At 61.2% G+C, this 19,781-nt stretch carries 18 protein-coding genes and 1 pseudogene; 8 read left to right on the top strand and 11 right to left on the bottom strand.

Going from position 1 to position 19,781, the window contains the following annotated elements:
* Positions 1–84: 84 nt before the first annotated feature.
* Together HGI30_RS00840 and HGI30_RS00835 are read right to left on the bottom strand one after the other, a co-directional pair.
* On the bottom strand, positions 85–1,587 hold the full coding sequence (locus tag HGI30_RS00840) for an S-layer homology domain-containing protein (RefSeq protein WP_168905972.1): 1,503 nt from the start codon (positions 1,585–1,587) through the stop codon (positions 85–87).
* A 324-nt stretch (positions 1,588–1,911) separates the two neighbouring features.
* Positions 1,912–2,820 (bottom strand): hypothetical protein, encoded by a 909-nt coding sequence (locus HGI30_RS00835; protein WP_168905971.1) that lies wholly within the window; start codon positions 2,818–2,820, stop codon positions 1,912–1,914.
* Between the two features lie 189 nt (positions 2,821–3,009).
* Here HGI30_RS00835 and HGI30_RS00830 point away from each other — a divergent pair, with 189 nt between their 5' ends.
* From HGI30_RS00830 to HGI30_RS00810, 5 genes are read left to right on the top strand one after another with little or no spacing between them, the layout of a single operon-like run.
* Positions 3,010–4,662, top strand: a complete 1,653-nt coding sequence (locus tag HGI30_RS00830; protein WP_168905970.1) for an AAA family ATPase — start codon at positions 3,010–3,012, stop codon at positions 4,660–4,662.
* A 24-nt stretch (positions 4,663–4,686) separates the two neighbouring features.
* Complete coding sequence (locus HGI30_RS00825; protein WP_168905969.1) at positions 4,687–4,905, top strand: DUF2997 domain-containing protein; 219 nt, start codon at positions 4,687–4,689, stop codon at positions 4,903–4,905.
* Between the two features lie 15 nt (positions 4,906–4,920).
* Positions 4,921–5,661, top strand: a complete 741-nt coding sequence (locus tag HGI30_RS00820; protein WP_168905968.1) for a hypothetical protein — start codon at positions 4,921–4,923, stop codon at positions 5,659–5,661.
* Positions 5,662–5,700: 39 nt separating this feature from the next.
* Positions 5,701–6,552 carry a ComEA family DNA-binding protein gene (locus tag HGI30_RS00815; RefSeq protein ID WP_168905967.1) on the top strand — a complete coding sequence of 284 codons (852 nt, stop codon included), beginning with the start codon at positions 5,701–5,703 and terminating at the stop codon, positions 6,550–6,552.
* Positions 6,552–7,148 carry a 4Fe-4S single cluster domain-containing protein gene (locus tag HGI30_RS00810; RefSeq protein ID WP_168905966.1) on the top strand — a complete coding sequence of 199 codons (597 nt, stop codon included), beginning with the start codon at positions 6,552–6,554 and terminating at the stop codon, positions 7,146–7,148. Before HGI30_RS00815 ends, HGI30_RS00810 begins: the two co-directional genes overlap by 1 nt.
* Positions 7,149–7,218: 70 nt before the next feature.
* Here the strand turns inward: HGI30_RS00810 and HGI30_RS00805 are convergent, their stop codons facing one another.
* From HGI30_RS00805 to HGI30_RS00785, 5 genes are read right to left on the bottom strand one after another with little or no spacing between them, the layout of a single operon-like run.
* Entirely contained in the window at positions 7,219–8,409 is a 1,191-nt protein-coding gene (locus HGI30_RS00805; protein ID WP_168905965.1) for an acetyl-CoA C-acetyltransferase, read from the bottom strand.
* Entirely contained in the window at positions 8,406–9,065 is a 660-nt protein-coding gene (locus tag HGI30_RS00800) for a 3-oxoacid CoA-transferase subunit B (RefSeq protein ID WP_168905964.1), read from the bottom strand. The genes HGI30_RS00805 and HGI30_RS00800 overlap by 4 nt, the downstream gene beginning before the upstream one ends.
* Positions 9,062–9,781, bottom strand: a complete 720-nt coding sequence (locus HGI30_RS00795; RefSeq protein ID WP_168905963.1) for a CoA transferase subunit A — start codon at positions 9,779–9,781, stop codon at positions 9,062–9,064. The genes HGI30_RS00800 and HGI30_RS00795 overlap by 4 nt, the downstream gene beginning before the upstream one ends.
* A gap of 41 nt (positions 9,782–9,822) precedes the next feature.
* On the bottom strand, positions 9,823–10,608 hold the full coding sequence (locus HGI30_RS00790) for a 3-hydroxybutyrate dehydrogenase (protein ID WP_168909648.1): 786 nt from the start codon (positions 10,606–10,608) through the stop codon (positions 9,823–9,825).
* Positions 10,609–10,633: 25 nt separating this feature from the next.
* Entirely contained in the window at positions 10,634–12,016 is a 1,383-nt protein-coding gene (locus HGI30_RS00785; protein ID WP_168905962.1) for a GntP family permease, read from the bottom strand.
* Between the two features lie 137 nt (positions 12,017–12,153).
* Between HGI30_RS00785 and HGI30_RS00780 the strand changes: the two genes are divergently transcribed.
* The 3 genes from HGI30_RS00780 (at position 12,154) to ahpF (ending at position 15,353) form a co-directional block, all read left to right on the top strand.
* Complete coding sequence (locus HGI30_RS00780) at positions 12,154–13,044, top strand: LysR family transcriptional regulator (protein ID WP_168905961.1); 891 nt, start codon at positions 12,154–12,156, stop codon at positions 13,042–13,044.
* A 203-nt stretch (positions 13,045–13,247) separates the two neighbouring features.
* Positions 13,248–13,811 (top strand): alkyl hydroperoxide reductase subunit C, encoded by a 564-nt coding sequence (gene ahpC, locus HGI30_RS00775; protein WP_168905960.1) that lies wholly within the window; start codon positions 13,248–13,250, stop codon positions 13,809–13,811.
* A gap of 12 nt (positions 13,812–13,823) precedes the next feature.
* Positions 13,824–15,353, top strand: coding sequence for an alkyl hydroperoxide reductase subunit F (gene ahpF / locus HGI30_RS00770; RefSeq protein WP_168905959.1), 1,530 nt, complete (start codon positions 13,824–13,826; stop codon positions 15,351–15,353).
* A gap of 111 nt (positions 15,354–15,464) precedes the next feature.
* Here ahpF and catA read toward each other — a convergent pair whose 3' ends face one another.
* From catA to HGI30_RS00750, 4 genes and pseudogenes are all read right to left on the bottom strand, one after another.
* On the bottom strand, positions 15,465–16,124 hold the full coding sequence (gene catA / locus HGI30_RS00765; RefSeq protein WP_168905958.1) for a type A chloramphenicol O-acetyltransferase: 660 nt from the start codon (positions 16,122–16,124) through the stop codon (positions 15,465–15,467).
* 113 nt (positions 16,125–16,237) lie between these two features.
* Positions 16,238–18,190, bottom strand: coding sequence for an elongation factor G (locus HGI30_RS00760; RefSeq protein WP_168905957.1), 1,953 nt, complete (start codon positions 18,188–18,190; stop codon positions 16,238–16,240).
* Positions 18,191–18,201: 11 nt separating this feature from the next.
* Positions 18,202–18,321, bottom strand: a pseudogene (locus HGI30_RS23500) (DNA alkylation repair protein); the annotation flags it as partial.
* A 261-nt stretch (positions 18,322–18,582) separates the two neighbouring features.
* The gene (locus HGI30_RS00750; protein ID WP_168905955.1) at positions 18,583–19,638 is read right to left on the bottom strand and encodes a serine hydrolase domain-containing protein; all 1,056 of its coding nucleotides are present in this window, start codon (positions 19,636–19,638) and stop codon (positions 18,583–18,585) included.
* Positions 19,639–19,781 lie beyond the last annotated feature (143 nt).

The following is a 19,781-nucleotide window of genomic DNA, read 5'->3' as shown; positions in this document are numbered from 1 at the left end:
GGAGAAAGGAAAGAGCTTCGGCTGCCCGTGTTCCAGGCAAGCCGAAGCTCTTGGCGAAAACGCGCCCGTTATCGGGCAGTCCGATCAGCGGGGCGGATAAGGGAATGGATGGACCGGATTTTCCGGGTTCGGGTTCGGGTTCGGGACGCCCGAATCGTAATTCAGGATGCCGAACCGGATGACCCGATTTTCCGCATCGGTTTCGGCAAATTCAATGACATGCTTGCCGCCGCTGATGACGATATCCTGATCCTGAGCATACTCCGTGCCGGAGAACAAAGCTCCCGCAACCGGAGTATACGTATTCACCGTCACGGTACGGTAAATCCATTTATTGGAGCTATGCAGCTTTTCGGTGCCCGAAATAATCAGCCTCACGCCATCTTCTGTACCGTTTTCAAAATAAAAGTCCTGAATGTCAAATGCTGGAGCGGCGATTCCGATCCACTCCGAATGCAGCGCGATGTCGGCGAACCGGACGACCGCGCCGGTGGAAGCATTGATTTCGTACAGGCCGATATGCTCGCCCGCCTTGACGCCTGCGATATCCGCACCAATCTCGTATTCGCTGCCGATGGCAGCTGCGGGGGACCCGACTTTCGGCGCCTCGAACGGACCCTGCTGCTGGACGATGCGCAAGCTGTTGCCCGAAGCCGCTTCGTAGACGATGCGCACCGAGCCGGCAACCGTGCCGGATTCAACCATGAATTCCGTAATCGCTGGCGCCGGAGTCGTGGTTGGCACCGGCGTCGGCGTCGGTACCGGCGTTGGGGCTGGCGTTGCCGTCGGCTCCGGCGTTGGGGTTGGCATCGGCTCCGGCGTCGGCCATACGATCGGCCAAGGAGTCGAGCTTGGCGTTGGCGTCGCGCTCGGCGTCGCGCTCGGCGTCGGACTCGGCGAGGCGCTCGGTGTCGGCGTCACGCTTGGCGTCGGACTCGGCTTGATCGCCGAAACGTATTGCTGCTTCGCCTCATAAGCGCCTACAACGAGCAGGTCCCGGGTCGCCTTGGAGGATCCGCCGAATGTGCCGTCCGCGCCGTTGCTCAGCAGCTTCATCTGCAGAGCGAGCGCGACGTAGCCTTGGGCCCACTCCGAGACGGTCGAGTCGTTCACGCCGGGAGTCGCCTTGGCGTCGTCGTTCTTGCCTAGGCCCCTCACGAGGAACGTGGCCAGCTGCTCTTTCGTGACATCTCCTGCAGGATTGAACGTTCCGTTTCCGTAACCGTCCGTAATTCCCGCGTTCTTGAGCGCCTCGATGTAAGGCAGCGCATAGCCGGTTCCCTTGTCGTCCGGCCTGACATCCTTGAACGTGGATGTCTTCAGGCTGGCATCGACCTGCAGGCCGAAGATCAGCGCAGCGACCTTGGCGAACTGGGCGCGATTCATTTCTTCCTTCAGGCCGAACGTGCCCTCGCTTACCCCGTTGAACACGCCCGCGCTGATCAGCGCATCGAACTTCGCCTTCGTGGCGGCATCCAGATCCTTCAGATCGGTGAAATCAGCCGATGTCTTGGCCGCGAGGGCCGTCGTGCCCGGCAGGCTCAGCGCCAGAGCGAGCGCAAGGGCGATGCTTCTTTTTATCTTCATTCAGACTATTCCTCCCCATTTTAAATCGATGTTCAAAGAACTCTATCGGCATGGGCCTGAAGTCTTAGGAGAGGCCAGCCATTCCTTTTTTCTCGATTTTATCGCGGGCGCGGTATGTCTCGACGATGCGCAGCACCGCTCGTCCGGCGCTGCCGTCGACGAACTGGGTGCTGTTGTTCTATCCGCCGCTCCGCCTGCGCAGCGTTCCGCTCCACTCCGGCCAGAGCCGGACCATCCAGGATTCCATTTCCATGGTTGCGGCTCCTTCCCTTCGGTTCTCCTCCATCGGGACGCGGCCCGAAGAAGCATCCGGTCCGGGAATCTTCACGCCAGCGGCGGCAGGATCCGGCTGAACGACTGGAAGTCCGCTGGATGAATCCCGGCCAAGCGGCAGAGCCTGAGGTAGCTGTAGGCGTACTTGCCATAATGCCCGTGCCGGCTGTCCGCAAGGGCCTCTTCCCAATAAGACGGCTCCAGCGGATTCCGCGTGCCAGCTCCGACCTTTGCAGCTGGCTCCGCCTCTTCCTTTTCGAGAGCATTCGCGTAAGCCAGGAGGCCGACTCTGTTGAAGAAAGACTGCTCCAGGATCGGCGCATGCTCCTCCAAAGCCTCGGCGCGCAAAGCCCGCTTCAGCTCCACGACGGCATGTCCATGCGTCAGCAGATGGCCCAGCTGCATGTCTCCTCTCTCCATCCGTTCCGGCCTGGAGAAAGCATGGAACAGCTCCAGCACGGATGCCGGCGCCAGCCCCGGCTCATTCTCGGCCTCCGGCACCTCGCCGGGTGGAACGACCGTATGGATGCCGTTGATCGTGACATAACCTGGACCGGAGTCGGCAAAGCCCTGCAGCATCGTCGCCATGGCGTCGAACAGCTCCTGTGTCGCCGGAATGCCGGAGCGCTCGACCAGGTCAAGCATGTAGGACGCATAGATGGCATCGTGCCCAAGCGAATTGATTTTGCCGCCATTTCGGATCAGCAGGCGCAGCAGCTCCCGCCGGAAGCCGTCCTTCCGTTCGGCGTCGTCATAGACGCCCTGATTGCCCTTCTCCGTGACGATCTGATCGAGATTGCGACGGACCAAATGCTCCAGACCTGCGGGCACAAGCTGCTCGTCCAGCAGCCTCGCCATGGAGAGGACCGCGCATGCCCAGTGCCCGTCCCAAAGGTTGGACGAAGCCGACTCGATCATCTTCTGACAGGCCCACCTGCCGTAGAAAGCTGTCTGTTCCATTCTCCCCCTCCTTTTATAAGACCAGCATAGCGGGAAAGGGATGATTTGAACATGCCTCCTGCCTGACTCAAGGCGTTCAAGCATTGGCAAAAAATAGTCATATAGATTCAACTATGCTATCAGCGAATAGGTCATTAGACCTCTATTTTTTTCCAGATGCAACCGATAAAGCAATAAGGAGGTTTTGCCATGAGCGAATTCAACTCTTTGCTGTCTCATTTGCTGAGAGCGCGCTTTCCTTTTCTATATGTATCCACTTGGGAGGAAGATCGAGCTTGCTCCGTCATTCGATCCGTTGCTACCCAGCCCGAGCTGATCAAGACCGTACGTAAAGTCTTTCACTGGAGCGTCACGAACGGGCTTGCCGAAGAAGGACAGCGAGGCACAGAGGAAACGAAATCGCCCCTCAAATGCCTGGAATTCATTGAAACGTACGAACAGCCGGCCGTCTTTATTTTAAAGGATTTCCATATCTATTTCGGCGCCAACCACAAAGCTCCAGACGCGCCGATCATTCGCAAGATGCGCGACATCATTCCATCGCTGAAAAAAAGTCCTAATCCGAAAAACGTCATTTTCGTCAGTCCGATTCTTCAAATTCCGCTGGAGCTTCAGAAGGAAATGACGATCTTGGACTTCGATCTGCCCACCTTCCATGAAATCAAGCAGGTACTATCCGAAATGATCGAGGCGAACCGAGGCAGCGGACGCATCCAGATCGACCTCATTCCGGAGCATGAGGAACGCCTCGCCAAGGCCGCCCTCGGACTGACCCTTCATGAGGCGGAGAACGCCTTTGCCCGAGCCATGGTTCAGGACGGCAAGCTGGACAAGAACGACGTCGAGGTCGTACTGGAGGAGAAACGCCAGACGATCAAAAAATCGGAGATTCTTGAATTCATCCAGACCGATTTGAAAATTGAAGATGTCGGCGGTCTGGAAAACCTGAAGCGATGGCTTCAGAAGCGAAACAAATCCTGGCTCGACTCCGCGGCCGACTATGGGCTGCCTGCACCGAAAGGCGTCCTTATTACGGGCGTGCCGGGATGCGGCAAAAGTCTCATCGCCAAAGCCGTCAGCGCGATGTGGCATCTCCCCCTGCTCCGCTTGGATCTCGGAAAGATTTTCAGCGGACTTGTCGGCAGCAGCGAGGAGAATATGCGGAAGGCTATTCAGACGGCCGAAGCCATTTCTCCCTCTATCCTTTGGATCGATGAAATTGAAAAAGGCTTCAGCGGTCTATCCGGTGGCGGCGACGGGGGGACGTCCAGCCGCATTTTCGGCACCTTCCTGACTTGGATGCAGGAAAAGACCAAGCCGGTTTTTGTCATCGCTACAGCCAACAACATCCACTCTCTGCCGGCCGAACTGCTGCGAAAGGGCCGTTTCGATGAAATCTTTTTCGTTGACCTTCCGACCCGAAAGGAACGGATGGATATATTCAAGCTGCATATTGGCAAGAGGCTTCGGAATGCCAGAGCTGCCGGAAGCTTTGCCTGCAGCGAGACTATCCTGGTCCAGCTCGCGGAACAGACGGAAGGGTATGTCGGCGCAGAAATCGAGCAAATCGTCATCAGCGCCCTGTTCGAAGCGTTCTCCGAGGACAGAAGCGTCCAGTTCGAGGATTTCACCAAAGCGATCCATATGACCGTCCCTCTGTCCATCACTCAAGCAGAGCAAATTCAAGGCATTCGGGAGTGGGCAGATGTCCGTGCCGTCGCGGCCACGCCAAGGGAAGACCGTCTGGAATACGTCTCTCTAGAGGCTGGCTCCGCTCCGTCCGGAAACAACTCCGGTGCCGATGTACGGGATGTGCGAGGCGGCAGAGCGGTCGATTTCTAAGTCTCAAATAAAGGAGGCGCTCCATTGGCGCAGCGACAAATCAAGGTCCGCATTTATGAAGATGGACGCATCCAAGCCGATGTGATCGGCATCAAAGGCAAAGGCTGCATCGACTATATCTCCATCCTCGAGCAGCTGCTTGAAGCAGAGACGACCGACTCCAGCTACACGTCGGAATACTACGAGAGCGAGCAGTCCGTCTCCGAAACGACTCAAGTCCACCATCGATTCCGCTCCCTATAGAAGGAGGAAGCACCAGTGTCCGTATCCTTGGCTCTAGTTCCCGTCGCGCTGACGATGCGCATCGCCATGGGAAAGCAAAACTTTGATGATTGGGTCGAATCCATGCAAGTCAAGATCCCCTCGCGCTTTACGGAAAGAAGAGAGCTGGTTCGAACCATTCATAATGCGGGGTACGACGCTGAAGAGTGGACGGAAAGCTTGATGAAGACCCATTTTCAAAAAGATAATTATTTCTTCTGGGAACTCATCGACGGACAGTGGACCGCTGTATTCGGCAAGGATGATGATCAGAATGAAATTGCCCGCTTTCTCAAAAAAATCAATCAGGCAGCCGGGTGGTCGGCTTTCGACTCGGAGTACGACGTGGAGCGGAACGTCCAACTTCAGCGTCAGTCCCCTCCTTCCGTATTTCCGACTAATTTCCGCGAAGGAGACCTCCTGTTCAAAACGTTGAAGGAATTCGGCATCAATCCTACTCGCGGGCAGGATGAATCCATCTCCTGCCGGGTCGAAGGATCGACGCTGATTTTTCGCCAGCAGGGGGACTCGCCATTTCAGGTCGAGATCCGGAACGCCCCTGATCTTCAGAAAGTCTATGGCCAGCTGTCGAGCTTGGACGAGGACTACAAACGGCAGCTGCAGAGCCGTATCTACGAAAAGCTGAAGCAGCGGGCCGCCGAACGAAACATGACCGTGGAGAATGAAGAGGTGCTGGAGGACAACTCCATCGTCTTGACGCTCAACATCCGCGATTGATCGGAATCACGACCCGTGCCTCACGATAGGAGGAAGTCCATGCATTACTCGAGTCAAGGATTTCTATGGCGGCTTCGCCAGTCCTGGTGGATCCTGCTTGCCTTCATTCCATATGTTTATTTCGCCGGATTGCTTTATATCGCCATTAGAGTCCGCCGCGTGCGTTGGGGGGTCTGGTCAGCCGTTTACGCCCTTCCTCTCCTTTACATCTACTTCATCGCGGACGGAACCCTCACGTTCTTCCCTATCTTTTGCTTGATTGTGGCTTGGATCAGCTGCATCATTCATACACTGCGGGCGAGGAAGGAGTTCTTGAGTCGGCTGGAAGATCAGCTTCTTCTAAACGGTTCGGTGCAAGTCGATCTCGTGCTTCGATTCGAAGACGAGGATGAACCGTCGAACGAAGCGCCATACGAACGCGGCTGGAATTCCGCCTATGACGACCGTCCAGCACGCCGTACCGACCCGAATGAGTTCCGGCAGGCCGCTCCTGGACAGTCCTTTTCAGAGCCGCCATCCTTGTTCCGTGAACCAAGAACCACCTCAGGGGAAGCGGTCGATGCCATTTTCAGGCGGGATGATTCGAATTCCGTTGCTCCGGCTTCGTTCCCTTCCGCTCCTTCCTCTACGGCTTCGGCCAGCTCCCGCACGGTCGAGCTCAACTCCGCGACCGAGCAGGAGCTGGCCGAGCTCCCTGGGATCGGACTCGTGCTGGCTAAAAAGGCCGTCCAGGAACGTCTGGCCTGCGGAGGATTTCAGAGCTTCGAGCAATTCTGCACCGCCACCGGACTGAAGCCGCATATCGTCGAAAGAATTCGTCCGCTCGTGGCCGTCCAAGCCCCTGCATCGAAATCCGTCCCCGCTTCTAGCGGACGCGTCATTGATTTCTGATGCGGATTCAAGTCCATCGCTTTCTCCCCTCTACCCGAGTCGAAGGTCCGGGGCTTAGAGCCTGCCTGCAGGTGCAGGGCTGTCCGATTCATTGTCCCGGCTGCGCCGTGCCGTTTACATGGCCGGACCATGGGGGCTATGCGGTCGATGTGGAGGAATTGGCTCAAAAGATTTTAGAAGGGCCTCCGATTGAAGGCATCACGTTCCTCGGAGGGGAGCCCTTCGCGCAAGCCCGGAGCCTTGCCGCTTTGGCAAAGATTCTGCGTCAAAACGGCCTCTCCGTCATGACGTTCACCGGATATCGGCTCGAGGATTTGCAACGCGCCTCCAATCCGGACTATCACGATCTGATCGAGGCGACGGATCTGCTCATAGACGGCCCCTTCCAAAAAGCCAACCTCGATACGAGCCGTCCATGGATAGGATCTTCCAACCAACGCTATCACTTCCTGACCGATCGCTATAAGTCGCTGGAGCCGGTGCTCAAGGACATTCCCAATCGCCTTGAAGTGCGCATTCAACCTGACGGACGCGTCACAGCCAACGGGCTGGCCGAAATGACCGATTTAGATGCTCTGTTTCGCAGCCTTCTGTGATGCCGAGTCTCCATGTGACGGAACGAAAAAGGCTCGCCTCCGAATAGTCGGAGACGAGCCTTTTCATTCCCTACAGCGCCTCCACCAGCATGGAGACGCCTTGCCCGCCGCCGATGCAGAGCGAGGCGAGGCCGAGGCGGCCCTCGCGGCGGCGCAGCTCATGCAGCAGCGTGATGAGGATGCGGGCGCCGCTCGCGCCGATCGGATGGCCGAGCGCGATGGCCCCGCCGTTCACGTTGAGCCTCTCCGGCGGCAGCTCGAGCTCCCGCGAGACGGCAAGCGCCTGCGCGGCGAACGCCTCGTTCATCTCGAACAGGTCGATGTCGCCGATGGCGACGCCGGTCCGCTCCAGCAGCCGGCGCGTCGCCTGCACGGGGCCGAGCCCCATGTAGGCGGGATCAAGCGCGGCGCTTGCATAGCCGCGGATGGCGGCGAGCGGCCGCAGGCCGAGCTCGGCCGCCCGCTCCGCCGACATGACGACGAGCGCGGCCGCGCCGTCGTTCAGGCCGGATGCGTTGCCGGCCGTGACGGTGCCGCCCGGGCGGAACGCCGGCCGCAGCCGGCCGAGCGCCTCCGCCGTCGTGCCGGCGCGGGGATGCTCGTCGGCGCCGACCGGCAGCGGCTCGCCCTTGCGGCGAGGGACGGCCACCGGTACGATCTCGTCCGCGAACCGGCCCTCCGCGATCGCCGCCGCGGCCTTGCGCTGGCTCCAGGCCGCGAAATCGTCCTGCTCCTCGCGGCTGATGCTGTACTTGTCCGCGATATTTTCCGCCGTCTCTCCCATATGGACGTCGCCCATCGCGCACCACAGTCCGTCCCGGATCATCGAGTCGACGAGCTTGGCGTCGCCGAAGCGCAGGCCGGCTCGCGAGCCAGGCAGCAGATGAGGCGATTGGCTCATCGACTCCATGCCGCCGGCCACGACGATGCCGGCGTCGCCGAGCCGGATCGCCTGCGCGGCCAGCATGACGGCCTTGAGGCCCGAGCCGCATACCTTGTTGACGGTCACCGCCGGCACTTCAGGAGCATAGCCGTTCTTCAGCCACGCCTGGCGAGCCGGATTCTGCCCGGCTCCCGCCTGCAGCACGTGGCCGAGGATCACCTCGTCCACCTGCTCCTGGCCGACGCCCGCCCGGGCGAGCGCCTCGCGGATGACGGCCGCGCCCAGCTCGGGCGCGGCCAGCTCGGCCAGCGCGCCCTGGAAGCTGCCGATCGGCGTGCGGACCGCGCTGACAAGGACGGCTTCATGCAGTCCTGTCATCGCGAAGCCCTCCCTTCTACTTCTGCCGCAACCGCATAGCGGGCTTCGGTATGGTCCCGCACCTGCTCCAGCGTCGCGCCCGGCTGCAGCTCCACGAGCGTCATCCCCTGCTCCGTGAAGTCGAATACGGCCAAGTCCGTGATGAGGCGGTCGACGACTTGCTGCCCCGTCAGCGGCAGCGTGCAGGCGGTCTTGACCTTGGACTCGCCGTGCTTGCTCACATGCTCCATGACGACGACGATGCGCCGCGCTCCGTGCACGAGATCCATCGCTCCGCCCATGCCCTTGACCATCTTGCCGGGAATCATCCAGTTGGCGAGATCGCCCCGCTCCGACACCTCCATGCCGCCGAGGATCGCCAGCTCAACATGGCCGCCCCGAATCATGGCGAACGACTCCGCGCTGTCGAAATACGAGGCGCCCGGCACGGCCGTCACCGTCTCCTTCCCGGCGTTGATGAGGTCGGGATCGACCTCGTGCTCCAGCGGGTACGGCCCGATGCCGAGCAACCCGTTCTCCGACTGCAGCATGACCTGCATGCGGTCCGGGATCTGATCGGCGACCAGCGTCGGCATGCCGATGCCGAGGTTGACGACCATCCCGTCCCGAATCTCCTGCACCGCCCGCTTGACGATCGCGCTCCGGCTGTCGCTCATCTGGACTCCCTCCCTTGAACGCCCGCGCCGCGCACGGTCAAGCGCTCGATCCGCTTCTTGTTCTCGCCGCAACGGACGATCCGCTGTACGTAGACGCCCGGCGTATGGATCTCGTCCGGATCGAGCGCGCCTGCCGGCACGATCTCCTCGACCTCCGCGATCGTGATCCGGCCGGCGGCCGCCGCGAGCGGATTGAAGTTGCGCGAGGTCTTGCGGTAGACGAGGTTGCCGAGCTCGTCGGCCTTCCACGCCCGGACGAGGGCGAAGTCGCCGACGATGCCTCGTTCGAGCAGATAGGTCCTGCCGTCGAACTGCTTCTGCTCCTTGCCGTCCGCGACGACCGTGCCTACGCCCGTCGGCGTGTAGAAGCCGGGGATGCCCGCGCCGCCGGCACGGATGCGCTCCGCGAGCGTCCCTTGCGGCACGAGCTCCACCTCCAGCTCCCCGCTCAGGAACTGGCGCTCGAATGTCTTGTTCTCCCCGACATAGGAGGAAACCATCTTGCGGAGCTGCTTCGTCTGCAGCAGCAGGCCAAGCCCGCCGTCGTCGACGCCGCAGTTGTTGCTCACGGCCGTGAGGCCGCTCGTCCCCTGCTCCGCCAGCGCCTGGATCAGCGCCGCGGGAATGCCGCATAGGCCGAATCCGCCGACGATCAGCGTAGACCCGTCCGGGATGTCGCGCACGGCGTCTGCGGGCGAAGCCCATGTCTTGCTCATAAGTTCCATCCTTTCTTTTGTCGCGCCTCGGCTCTCCCGCTCTATTGGGCGGTGTAGCCGCCATCGATCAGCAGCGTCGCGCCGGTCACGCCGCGCATCCGGTCTCCCGCGATGAGCGAGGCGAAGTCGGCGATCTCCTCGACGGACAGCAGCCTCTTCTGCGGAATGAGCGAGTACAGCACGTCCTCCAGCACCCGCTCCAGCGGCACGCCCCGCGTGCGGGCCAGGTCCTCGAGCTGCCCGCGCACGAGCGGCGTGTCGACGTAGCCGGGGCACAGCGCGTTCACGGTGATGTCGTGGGCCGCGCCCTCGAGCGCCGCCACCTTCGTCAGGCCGATCAGGCCGTGCTTGGCGCTGTTGTAGGCGGCTTTGCCGGCGAAGCCGATGACACCGTTGATCGACGCCATGTTGAGGATGCGGCCGTACTGCTGCCGCTTCATGATCGGGAACGCATGCTTGATGCCGATGAACGCCCCCGTCAGCATGACCCGCAGCATGAAGTCGAACTTCTCCACGGGAAAATCCTCGATCGGAGCGACATGCTGCAGGCCGGCGTTGTTGACGAGGATGTCCAGCCGGCCGTAGGCCGCCTCCGCGCGGGCGATCGCCGCCGCGTACTGGCCCTCGTCCGTGACGTCGCAGGCGAGGCCGAGGCACTCCCCGCCCTCTCCTTTCAGCGAGGAAGCCGCCTGCTCGGCCGCCTCTCCCCGGATGTCGGTCAGCACGACCGCCGCTCCTTCCGCCGACAGCTTGCGGGCGATCTCGAGACCGATGCCGCTGGCCGCGCCCGTGACGAGCGCGACCCTTCCTTTCATCTCCGGTTGCATGGGCATACATAACCTCCTAGTGATGCTAGACGATGACGGTCAGCACCGCGGCGAGCGCGAAGACGACGACCGTCTTGATGATCGTGATGGCGAAAATATCCTTGTACGACTGGCGATGCGTCAGGCCGGTGATGGCGAGCAGCGTGATGACGGCGCCGTTATGCGGCAGCGTGTCCATGCCTCCGGACGCCATCGAGGCGATCCGGTGCAGCAGCTCGGGGCTGATGCCCATCGCGTTCGCCGCATCGAGATACGTCTTGCTCATGACCTCCAGCGCGATCGACAGGCCGCCGGAGGCGGAGCCGGTGATGCCCGCCAGCAGGTTGACCGAGACGGCTTCCGACAGCAGCGGAGCCCCGTTCATGCTGTGGATGCCGTTCTGGATCGCCTGGAAGCCGGGCAGCGTCTTGACGACGTTGCCGAAGCCGACCTCGGAGGCGGTGTTGAAGATCGCCAGCAGGGCGCCCGTCGCGCCCGCCGTCAGGCCGGCGGCGAGCTTGCCCTTCACCTGGCGGACATTGATGCAGAGCGCGGCGATGACGCCGACCGTCAGCGCGATGATGAGCGCCCAGATCGAGGAGACGGACTTGACGCTGGCGATGTTGAACGACTTCAGCAGCTCCTCGTCGTACCATGTCGTGACGGTCCACGCGCCGCGGCTCAGCAGGAAGTTCAGCACCAGCACGAGCGCCAGCGGCAGCACCGCCAGCCACAGCTTCGGATCATTCGCCTCCTCCGCCGCCTCGGGCTCGTTCTTGTGGTTGTCGCCGTAGCCTTCGCCGGCGAGCTCGGCTTGCTTGCGGCGTCGCTCCAGCCAGTACAGGCCGGCCGCGAAGATGAGCGCGCCGCCGATGATGCCGACGACCGGAGCCGCATAGGCGTCCGTGCCGAAGTAGGCGGTCGGGATGATGTTCTGGATCTGCGGCGTGCCGGGCAGCGCATCCATCGTGAACGTGAACGCGCCGAGCGCGATCGTGCCGGGGATGAGCCGCTTCGGAATGTTGCCTTCCCGGAAGATGGCCGCCGCGAACGGATAGACGGCGAAAGCGACGACGAACAGCGAGACGCCTCCGTACGTCAGCACGGCGCAGGCGAGCACGACCGCCAGCATCGCCCGCTTGCTGCCGAGCGAATTCACGATCGCGCGGGCGATCGACGAAGCGGCTCCGCTGAGCTCCATCGCCTTGCCGAAGATCGCGCCGAGCAGGAATACCGGAAAATACGTCTTGATGTAGCTCGCTGCGTTGGTCATGTACACCTCGGTATAGCTCGGCAGCAGCGCTTTGCCCGAGATGACGACGGCCAGCAGCGTGAAGATCGGCGCGAACACGATGACCGGGAACCCTCGATAGGCGAAAAACATGAGCAGGCCAAGCGCGAGCAGGATGGCGAAAACTTCAAGGAACATAAGGTTGGCTCCTCTGCCTAGGGTATAAAAACGCTTTCATTGAGCTCCGCCTTAGTTTACAACCTGCTCGGCGGAAAGGTAAAATTCAGACATCGAATCAGGGTCATTCCATAATTCAATGAATGGAGTTTTTCGCCTTGGACCTTAGACATCTCTCCTACCTGCTGGAAATCGCCAAGCAGCAGAATATGACCAAGGCGGCTCAGACGCTCCATCTGTCCCAGCCGACGCTCAGCAAGATCGTCCGCTCGGTGGAGGACGAGCTCGGAGCTCCGGTGTTCGACCGCTCCGGCAAGGGGCTGAGGCTGACGGACTCCGGCGCCGCCGCCATCCGTCAGATTCCCGCCGTGCTGCGGGCGGTGCAGGATCTGCACACGGCCATGGACGACGTCGCGGAGCTCAAGACGGGCACCATCGCGATCGGCCTGCCTCCCGTCATCGGCTCCGTCTTTTTCCCCCGCGTTATCTCCCCCTTCCAGCGGGAATTCCCGAATGTGAGCTTTCAGGTGACCGAGGAAGGCGCCAAGAGGATCGAGGGGCTGCTGCTGAGCGGAGAGCTCGACATCGGCGTCGTCGTCGGCCCCGTGAACGCGCAATCGTTCCATGCCGTGCCGTTCATCCGGCAGCAGCTCGCGCTGATCGTGCACGAGGCGCATCCGCTCGCCGGCCGCCGCCGCGCGTCGATCGCGGAGCTCGCGGACGAGCCGTTCATCCTGTTCTCGTACGGCTTCGCCGTGCGCCAGCTCGTGCTGCGCGCCTGCCAGGCCGCCGGCTACGAGCCCCGCATCCTCCACTCCAGCTCCCAGTGGGACCTGATGGCGGAGATGGTCGCGGCCGGCGTCGGCATCTCGATCCTGCCCGATGTCATCTGCAGCAAAATCACCGACCCGCGCATCCGCGTCATTCAGCTGGACGACCCCGTCATTCCTTGGGAGCTGGACGTCATCTGGCCGAGGGACAATTACGTGCCGCACGCGGTGCGTTCGTTCATCAAGTTCATACGATTGTCGGAGGGGATGACGGACTGAACCGCAGGGGGCGCCCGGAAAAGTCCGCATGCGAGGCGGAGCAACCGGGAATGCTGACCAAATGCGTGACGAGTCTGCCACAATTGGAGGCGGGCAGCGACGATTTTTCGAGGAAGCGAGGGATGTCTACTTGACAGTCATTCTCAACAAAATTAATATTATATTGTAATCATTATAAACACACTCTGAGGAGGAACCATACTATGTCTCTGATTGGAACGGAAGTCAAACCTTTTAGCGCGAAAGCGTACCAGAACGGCAATTTCATCGATGTCTCGGAACAGAATTTCAAAGGCAAGTGGAGCGTCGTATGCTTCTATCCGGCAGACTTCACGTTCGTATGCCCGACGGAGCTCGGCGACCTGCAAGACCAATATGAAACGCTGAAATCCCTCGGCGTGGAAGTATATTCCGTCTCGACCGACACGCACTTCACGCACAAGGCTTGGCATGACAGCTCCGAGACGATCGGCAAGATCACGTACATCATGATCGGTGATCCGACGCACACGATCTCCCGCAACTTCGACGTGCTGATCGAAGCGGACGGCCTCGCGGACCGCGGCACGTTCATCATCGATCCGGACGGCGTCATCCAGACGGTCGAGATCAATGCCGGAGGCATCGGCCGCGACGCGAGCGCGCTGGTCAACAAGATCAAAGCCGCTCAATACGTGCGCAACAACCCAGGCGAAGTCTGCCCTGCGAAATGGCAAGAAGGCAGCACGACGCTGAAGCCTAGCCTTGACCTCGTAGGCAAGATTTAAGGGGCGTCTCCAATGGTACTGGACGGAGACATCAAGGCACAGCTAGCTCAATACATGGAGCTGATGGAAGGCGACGTGCACATCCAGGTCAGCGCGGGCTCCGACCCGGTGTCGCAGGACATGCTCGGCCTGATGGACGAGATCGTCGCCATGAGCTCCCGCATCCGGGTGGAAAAAGCGGAACTGTCCCGCACGCCGAGCTTCAGCGTGAACCGCCCGGGCGAAGATACCGGAATCGTCTTCGCCGGAATTCCGCTCGGCCATGAATTCACATCCTTCGTGCTGGCGCTGCTCCAAGTCAGCGGCCGCGCGCCGAAGGTCGACCCGAGCGTCATCGAGCTCATCCAAGGCATCAAGGGACAGTACAACTTCGAGACGTTCGTCAGCCTCAGCTGCCACAACTGTCCCGATGTCGTCCAGGCCCTCAACGTGATGAGCGTGCTCAATCCGGGCATCTCGCACACGATGATCGACGGCGCGGCGTTCAAGGATGAAGCGGAGCAGCGCGGCGTCATGGCCGTGCCGTCCGTCTACTTGAACGGCGAAGCGTTCGGCGGCGGCCGGATGTCGATCGAGGAGATCCTGGCCAAGATCGTCGAGGCTCCGAGCGCGGATGAATTCAACAGCAAGGAGCCGTTCGACGTGCTCGTCGTCGGCGGCGGCCCTGCCGGCGCAAGCTCCGCGATCTATGCCGCCCGCAAAGGCATCCGCACCGGCATCGTCGCCGAGCGCTTCGGCGGCCAGATCATGGACACGGTCGGCATCGAGAACTTCATCAGCACGAAGTATACCGAAGGTCCGAAGCTGGCCGCGAGCCTCGAGGAGCATGTGAAGGAGTACAACGTCGACATCATGAAGCTTCAACGGGCGGTCCGCCTGGAGAAGAAGGATTATGTCGAGGTCGAGCTCGAGAACGGCGCCGTGCTGCGCAGCAAGACGGTCATCCTGTCGACCGGCGCCCGCTGGCGCAACGTCGGCGTGCCGGGCGAAGCCGAGTTCAAGAACAAGGGCGTGGCGTACTGCCCGCACTGTGACGGACCTCTGTTCGCCGGCAAGGACGTCGCGGTCATCGGCGGAGGCAACTCCGGCGTCGAAGCGGCGATCGATCTGGCCGGCATCGTGAAGCATGTGACCGTCCTCGAGTTCAACGACGGGTTGAAAGCCGACTCCGTGCTGCAGCAGCGCCTGCACTCGCTTCCGAACGTCACGGTCATCACGAATGTCGCGACCAAGGAGTTCACCGGCACGGACAAGCTCGACGGCATCACGTTCACCGACCGCGTCAGCGGCGAGGAGCGCCACATCGAGCTGCAGGGCGTATTCGTGCAGATCGGCCTCGTGCCGAACACCGAATGGCTCGGCGATGCGGTGGAGCGCAACCGGATGGGCGAGATCATCGTCGATGCGCGCGGCGCGACGACGCTGCCCGGCGTGTTCGCGGCAGGCGACTGCACGAACAGTCCGTTCAAGCAGATCATCATCTCGATGGGCTCGGGCGCGACCGCCTCGCTCGGCGCGTTTGACTACCTGATCCGCAACTAAAAAGAACCGTTTCTCGGAAGAGGGGCTACATCGCCCCATTCGTCCGAGGAACGGTTTTTTTGATTCGTCAGGAACGGTAAAAGGACAGCACCCAGCAGACGCCGTTGCCGATTACTTTCCAGTCAACCAGCTCTTGCAGCCTGCTGCCAATTCTTGAAGCTCATGGAACAGCAGGCCGGCATGATAACCGTCGCATACCGCGTGATGAAGCTGCGCCGATAACGGCAGCAGGAGCCTTTCCTCTCGCCGATCGTATTTACCCATCGTAAATATAGGCTGCAAATACGTTCCATCGGCGTAGATATTCAGGTTGAACCCGGTAAAGCTGACCCAAGGAATACTGGAAATGGGAAAGGTGTTCGGCGGCTCGTCCGGATCTGGAAACAACAGCTCTACATTCTTGTATAGAACGGTGCGTTGAAGGTATCCGTCGTAGAATGCGATGAAGTCCTCGCTGTAGGGCGTCCACAGGCTTGAGAAAGTCGCACTCTCTTCGTGAAAAATGGTGAAGCTGGGGGACATGACATCCCAAACCCCCAGCCTTCCCTCCGCATCAAAGCAAGTTCGGAATTCGCGATGGCGGTTCACCGCCGTCGCGATCATGTAGATCAGCGCCGGATATAGCTTGATTCCCCTGTGCTTCAGCTCTTTTTGCAGCTGGGTGATATCTATATCGGCCGTCATGCTGTAGGTGCATCGGACGCGGTTCATATAGTGCTGAAAATAAGGCTCTCGGCTCCACTTTTCCCTATCAATGACGTTGAAATTCAATGTTCACCCTCCTAAAATAGTTGTATTTTAGGAGGGAACATCCACTGCCTTAACCATGTCCTTCATCCCATTCCTCGTTAAATTGGATATGAATGATTGATGTCTTAACAATTCTACAGCAGATGCATCTTCGCCTCCGCCTCGTCCCAAGGCACGGCGTAGCCGCTGCCCTTGGCGCAGAAGATCGATGAGGACGTATACAGCGGATCGGCGTCCTTGCGGTAGCCCTTGCGCTCGATCACCTCCGGCGCATTGAGGCACTCGTCGTACCCTCCGAATACGCAGCGGATGGCGCCCCGCCCATGCGTGAACGAGGCCAGCTCCGCCGCATAGTTCAGAAACGTCGCCACCGGCGCCCGGCCCGTGACGACCGCATGCGCGTCCGTCGTCTGCGGCGGATCGAACTGCCCGCTGGCGCGCTGGATGTCGGACAGCACCCGTCCCAGCTCGTCGAGACCGACCTTGATCTTGAAGGTATAAAAAGGCTCCAGCAGCACGTTCTCGGCCTTCTCCAGCCCCTGCCTGAGCGCGCGGAAGGCCGCCTCTCGGAAGTCGCCCCCATGCGTGTGCTCCTTGTGCGCGGCGCCCCGCAGCAGCGTGATCCGGAGGTCGGTGACCGGCATGCCGGTCAGCAGGCCGCGATGCTCCCGCTCGTAGAGATGGGTCTTCACAAGATTCTGGTGGCCGATGCTGAACTCGTTCGGATGGCAGGCGCTCTCGAACGCGATCCCGCTGCCCCGCTCCCCCGGCTCCAGCCGCAGATGCACCTCCGCATAGTGTCGCAGCGGCTCGAAGTGGCCGTACCCGGTGACAGCGGAGCGGATCGTCTCCTTGTACAGAATCTCCGGCGGGCCGAAGGAGACGTCCAGCCCGAACCGCTCCCGCGCCACATGCCCCAGCACCTCCAGCTGGATGAGGCCCATGACATGCACATGAATCTCCTGCAGGCTCTCCTCCCAGACGACGTTCAGGGACGGGTCCTCCGCATGCAGCATCCGAAACGCGCTCAGCACGTCCTTGACGTGAAGCGTCTCCGGGAACGCGACCTTCGTCTGCAGCGTCGGCGCCATCTCGTAGGCCGGCTTGTCCCTGCATGCGCCGAGGCCTTGGCCGGCCTCGACGGCGGACAGTCCGGTCACGGCGATCAGCTCGCCCGCCTCCGCCTGCTCGAGCGCATGCGACCGGCTCCCGTTGAACGCCAGCAGGCGCGTCACCTTCTCCTCCTGCCGCTTGCCGCCGCTCTCGTAGGTCAGCTCGTCCCGGATCCGAAGCGTGCCGGCCAGCATCTTGATGAAGGTCAGCCGCACGCCGCTTGGATCATGACGGATCTTGGTCACGCGTCCGGCGAACGGCGCCTCCTTGTCATAGGCAGCGGTCGTCAGGCCGTGCAGCAGCTCCAGAAACTCGGCTACGCCGATATCCTGGAGCGCGGACCCGCTTGCGCACGGGAACAGCCTTCCTTCGCGGACGAGTCCGCGCAGAGCCTCCAGCCAGTAGGCCGGGTCGTCCCGGCCTGCCAGGTACGCCTCCAGCAGCGCCTCGTCCCGCTCGGCCATCCGCTCCCGCAGCGGCTCTCCGACGATGCCGTGCGCGAAGCTGTCCATGACCGGTACTGCGTCCGGCGTCAGCTGCAGGCGGATCTCGTCCAGCGCCGCCTCCGCGTCGGCGCCGACGCGATCCGTCTTGTTGATGAAAAAGAACGTCGGAACCCGGTGCTTGCGCAGAAGCTGCCACACCGTCTCCGTATGTCCCTGGACTCCCTCCGCCGCGCTGACGATGACGATCGCGTAGTCCATCGCCAGGATCGCCCGCTCCATCTCCGGCGAGAAGTCGACGTGCCCGGGCGTGTCGATCAGATCATAGGCCGAGTCCTTGTACGACAGCTGCGCTTGATCGGCAAACACCGTGATGCCCCGCGCCCGCTCGATCTCGTGGCTGTCCAGATAGGCGTCCTTATGGTCGACCCGCCCCCGCGACCGGATGCTGCCCGCATGATAGAGCAGCTGCTCCGCGAACGTCGTCTTGCCCGCGTCCACATGGGCGAACAGACCGATCGTCATCCGCATGGCGGCGCCTTCTCGATTCCGCCGATCTCCTGCGCGGCCTGCGCCGCCTGCTCATGGAGCGGCACGTAGGACACGCCGACGGTGTACACGAAGTTGGTCATCAACACTCGGGTTCGCTTAGGCGCGTCGTGGCCGTTCCCTAGGTCCATCTTCTTCAAGCGCTCCTTGCCGAGAGTCCCCAGCTCCTGCAGGACGGGTTCCAGATTCATGGCCGAGGCTCCTTTTGAATGGGATGTAAAGGCTATGGCCTATTCTATCAGGATGGGACAGGCTTATCGACACAGAACTAGGGCCGAGCCAGCCCGCCTTCAGGCGAGCCGGCCCAGCCCTTCAACGTGCGCGTCGCCAAGCTGATCTTCAGGTAAGGAACAGAGGCTTCCCGATCGGATCGGTCATGTCCTGACGGACAGCAGCTGCTCCGCTTTTCGATGCAGCTCCCAGATGTCGCAGGTCTGGTTGCCGAGGATGATGCTCGTCGTCTCGGAATCCGGAGTATAGGCCAGCATGGCGGCTACGCCCGCGTTCACCCCGTCCTTGTACATCCGTACGAGCTTTCCTTCCCCATCGTAGACGAAATGGAAGCCGTACCCGTTGACGACCGTACCCTTCCCGAACTCCCGCGCGATGCTCGTCTGCGGCTTCATGATCGCGGCCGTCATCTCGCAGGAAAGGAGCTTGCCGCCCGCAACGGCACGCATGAACAAATCCAAGTCGCCGACTGTCGTATAGGCCCCTCCATCCGAAGTGCCGATCGGCGGAAAGGAATAGACGTTCTTTCTCCATCTGACCTGTCCGTATTCGTCATAGCTGGCCTCGTATCCTTCCGCAATGGCGGCGTCGCCGTCATCCTTGGCCGCGAATGACGTATCGTCCATGCCGCAGGCGCGGAACACATGATGTCCGACATAATCGCGGTAGCTCCTGCCCGCAGCCTGCTCGATGGCGAGCCCGAGCAGCACGTACGCGCAATTGTTGTAGCTGACGTCCGTTCCCGCCTTGAACTTAGGCTCCTTGTAGGCGAACTGCGGGATGAAATCGACGCAATTCCGAATCGAGTAGTTGGGCTTGTGGACGAACAGCGCTTCATAGCTCTCCCCCAGCTCCTCGTCCGCGTCATCGGCGATGCCGGAAGTATGCGTAAGCAGATGGGCGAGCGTGACGTCCCCCGGGATGCAGGTGCCGGTCAAGTCCACTCGATCCACGATGCGGTCGTCGAGGCTCAGCGCCCCCCGATCGACCAGCTGCAACACACTGACAGCCGTGAACAGCTTCGTGACGGATGCGGTATCGAACTTCGTCTTCATCGCGTTCGGAACTTTGAATCCGCGGTGCGCGTAGCCATACGCTCGTTCAAACCGGATGCCTCCGCTTCCTTTGATGAGAGCGGCTCCGGAGAAGTGGCGGTCTTCGGCGTACTGCTCGAATAAAGAGTCCAGCTGGCTGTCCAAATGAAAATCCTCCTAAATCTTTTCTTTATTTTACCATCGCTGCCCCCGCATGCCGGATAAAGATCAGCTATACCTGTTTTGGGACGGCTGCGCCCGTCGCGGGTACGGCGCGCATGAAAAAAAGCCAGGGCCAAGCCCTGGCT

Origin of the sequence: Paenibacillus albicereus (genome assembly GCF_012676905.1) — a bacterium.
Lineage (GTDB): Bacteria > Bacillota > Bacilli > Paenibacillales > Paenibacillaceae > Paenibacillus_O > Paenibacillus_O albicereus.
This window is presented reverse-complemented; position numbering and strand designations above follow the sequence as displayed.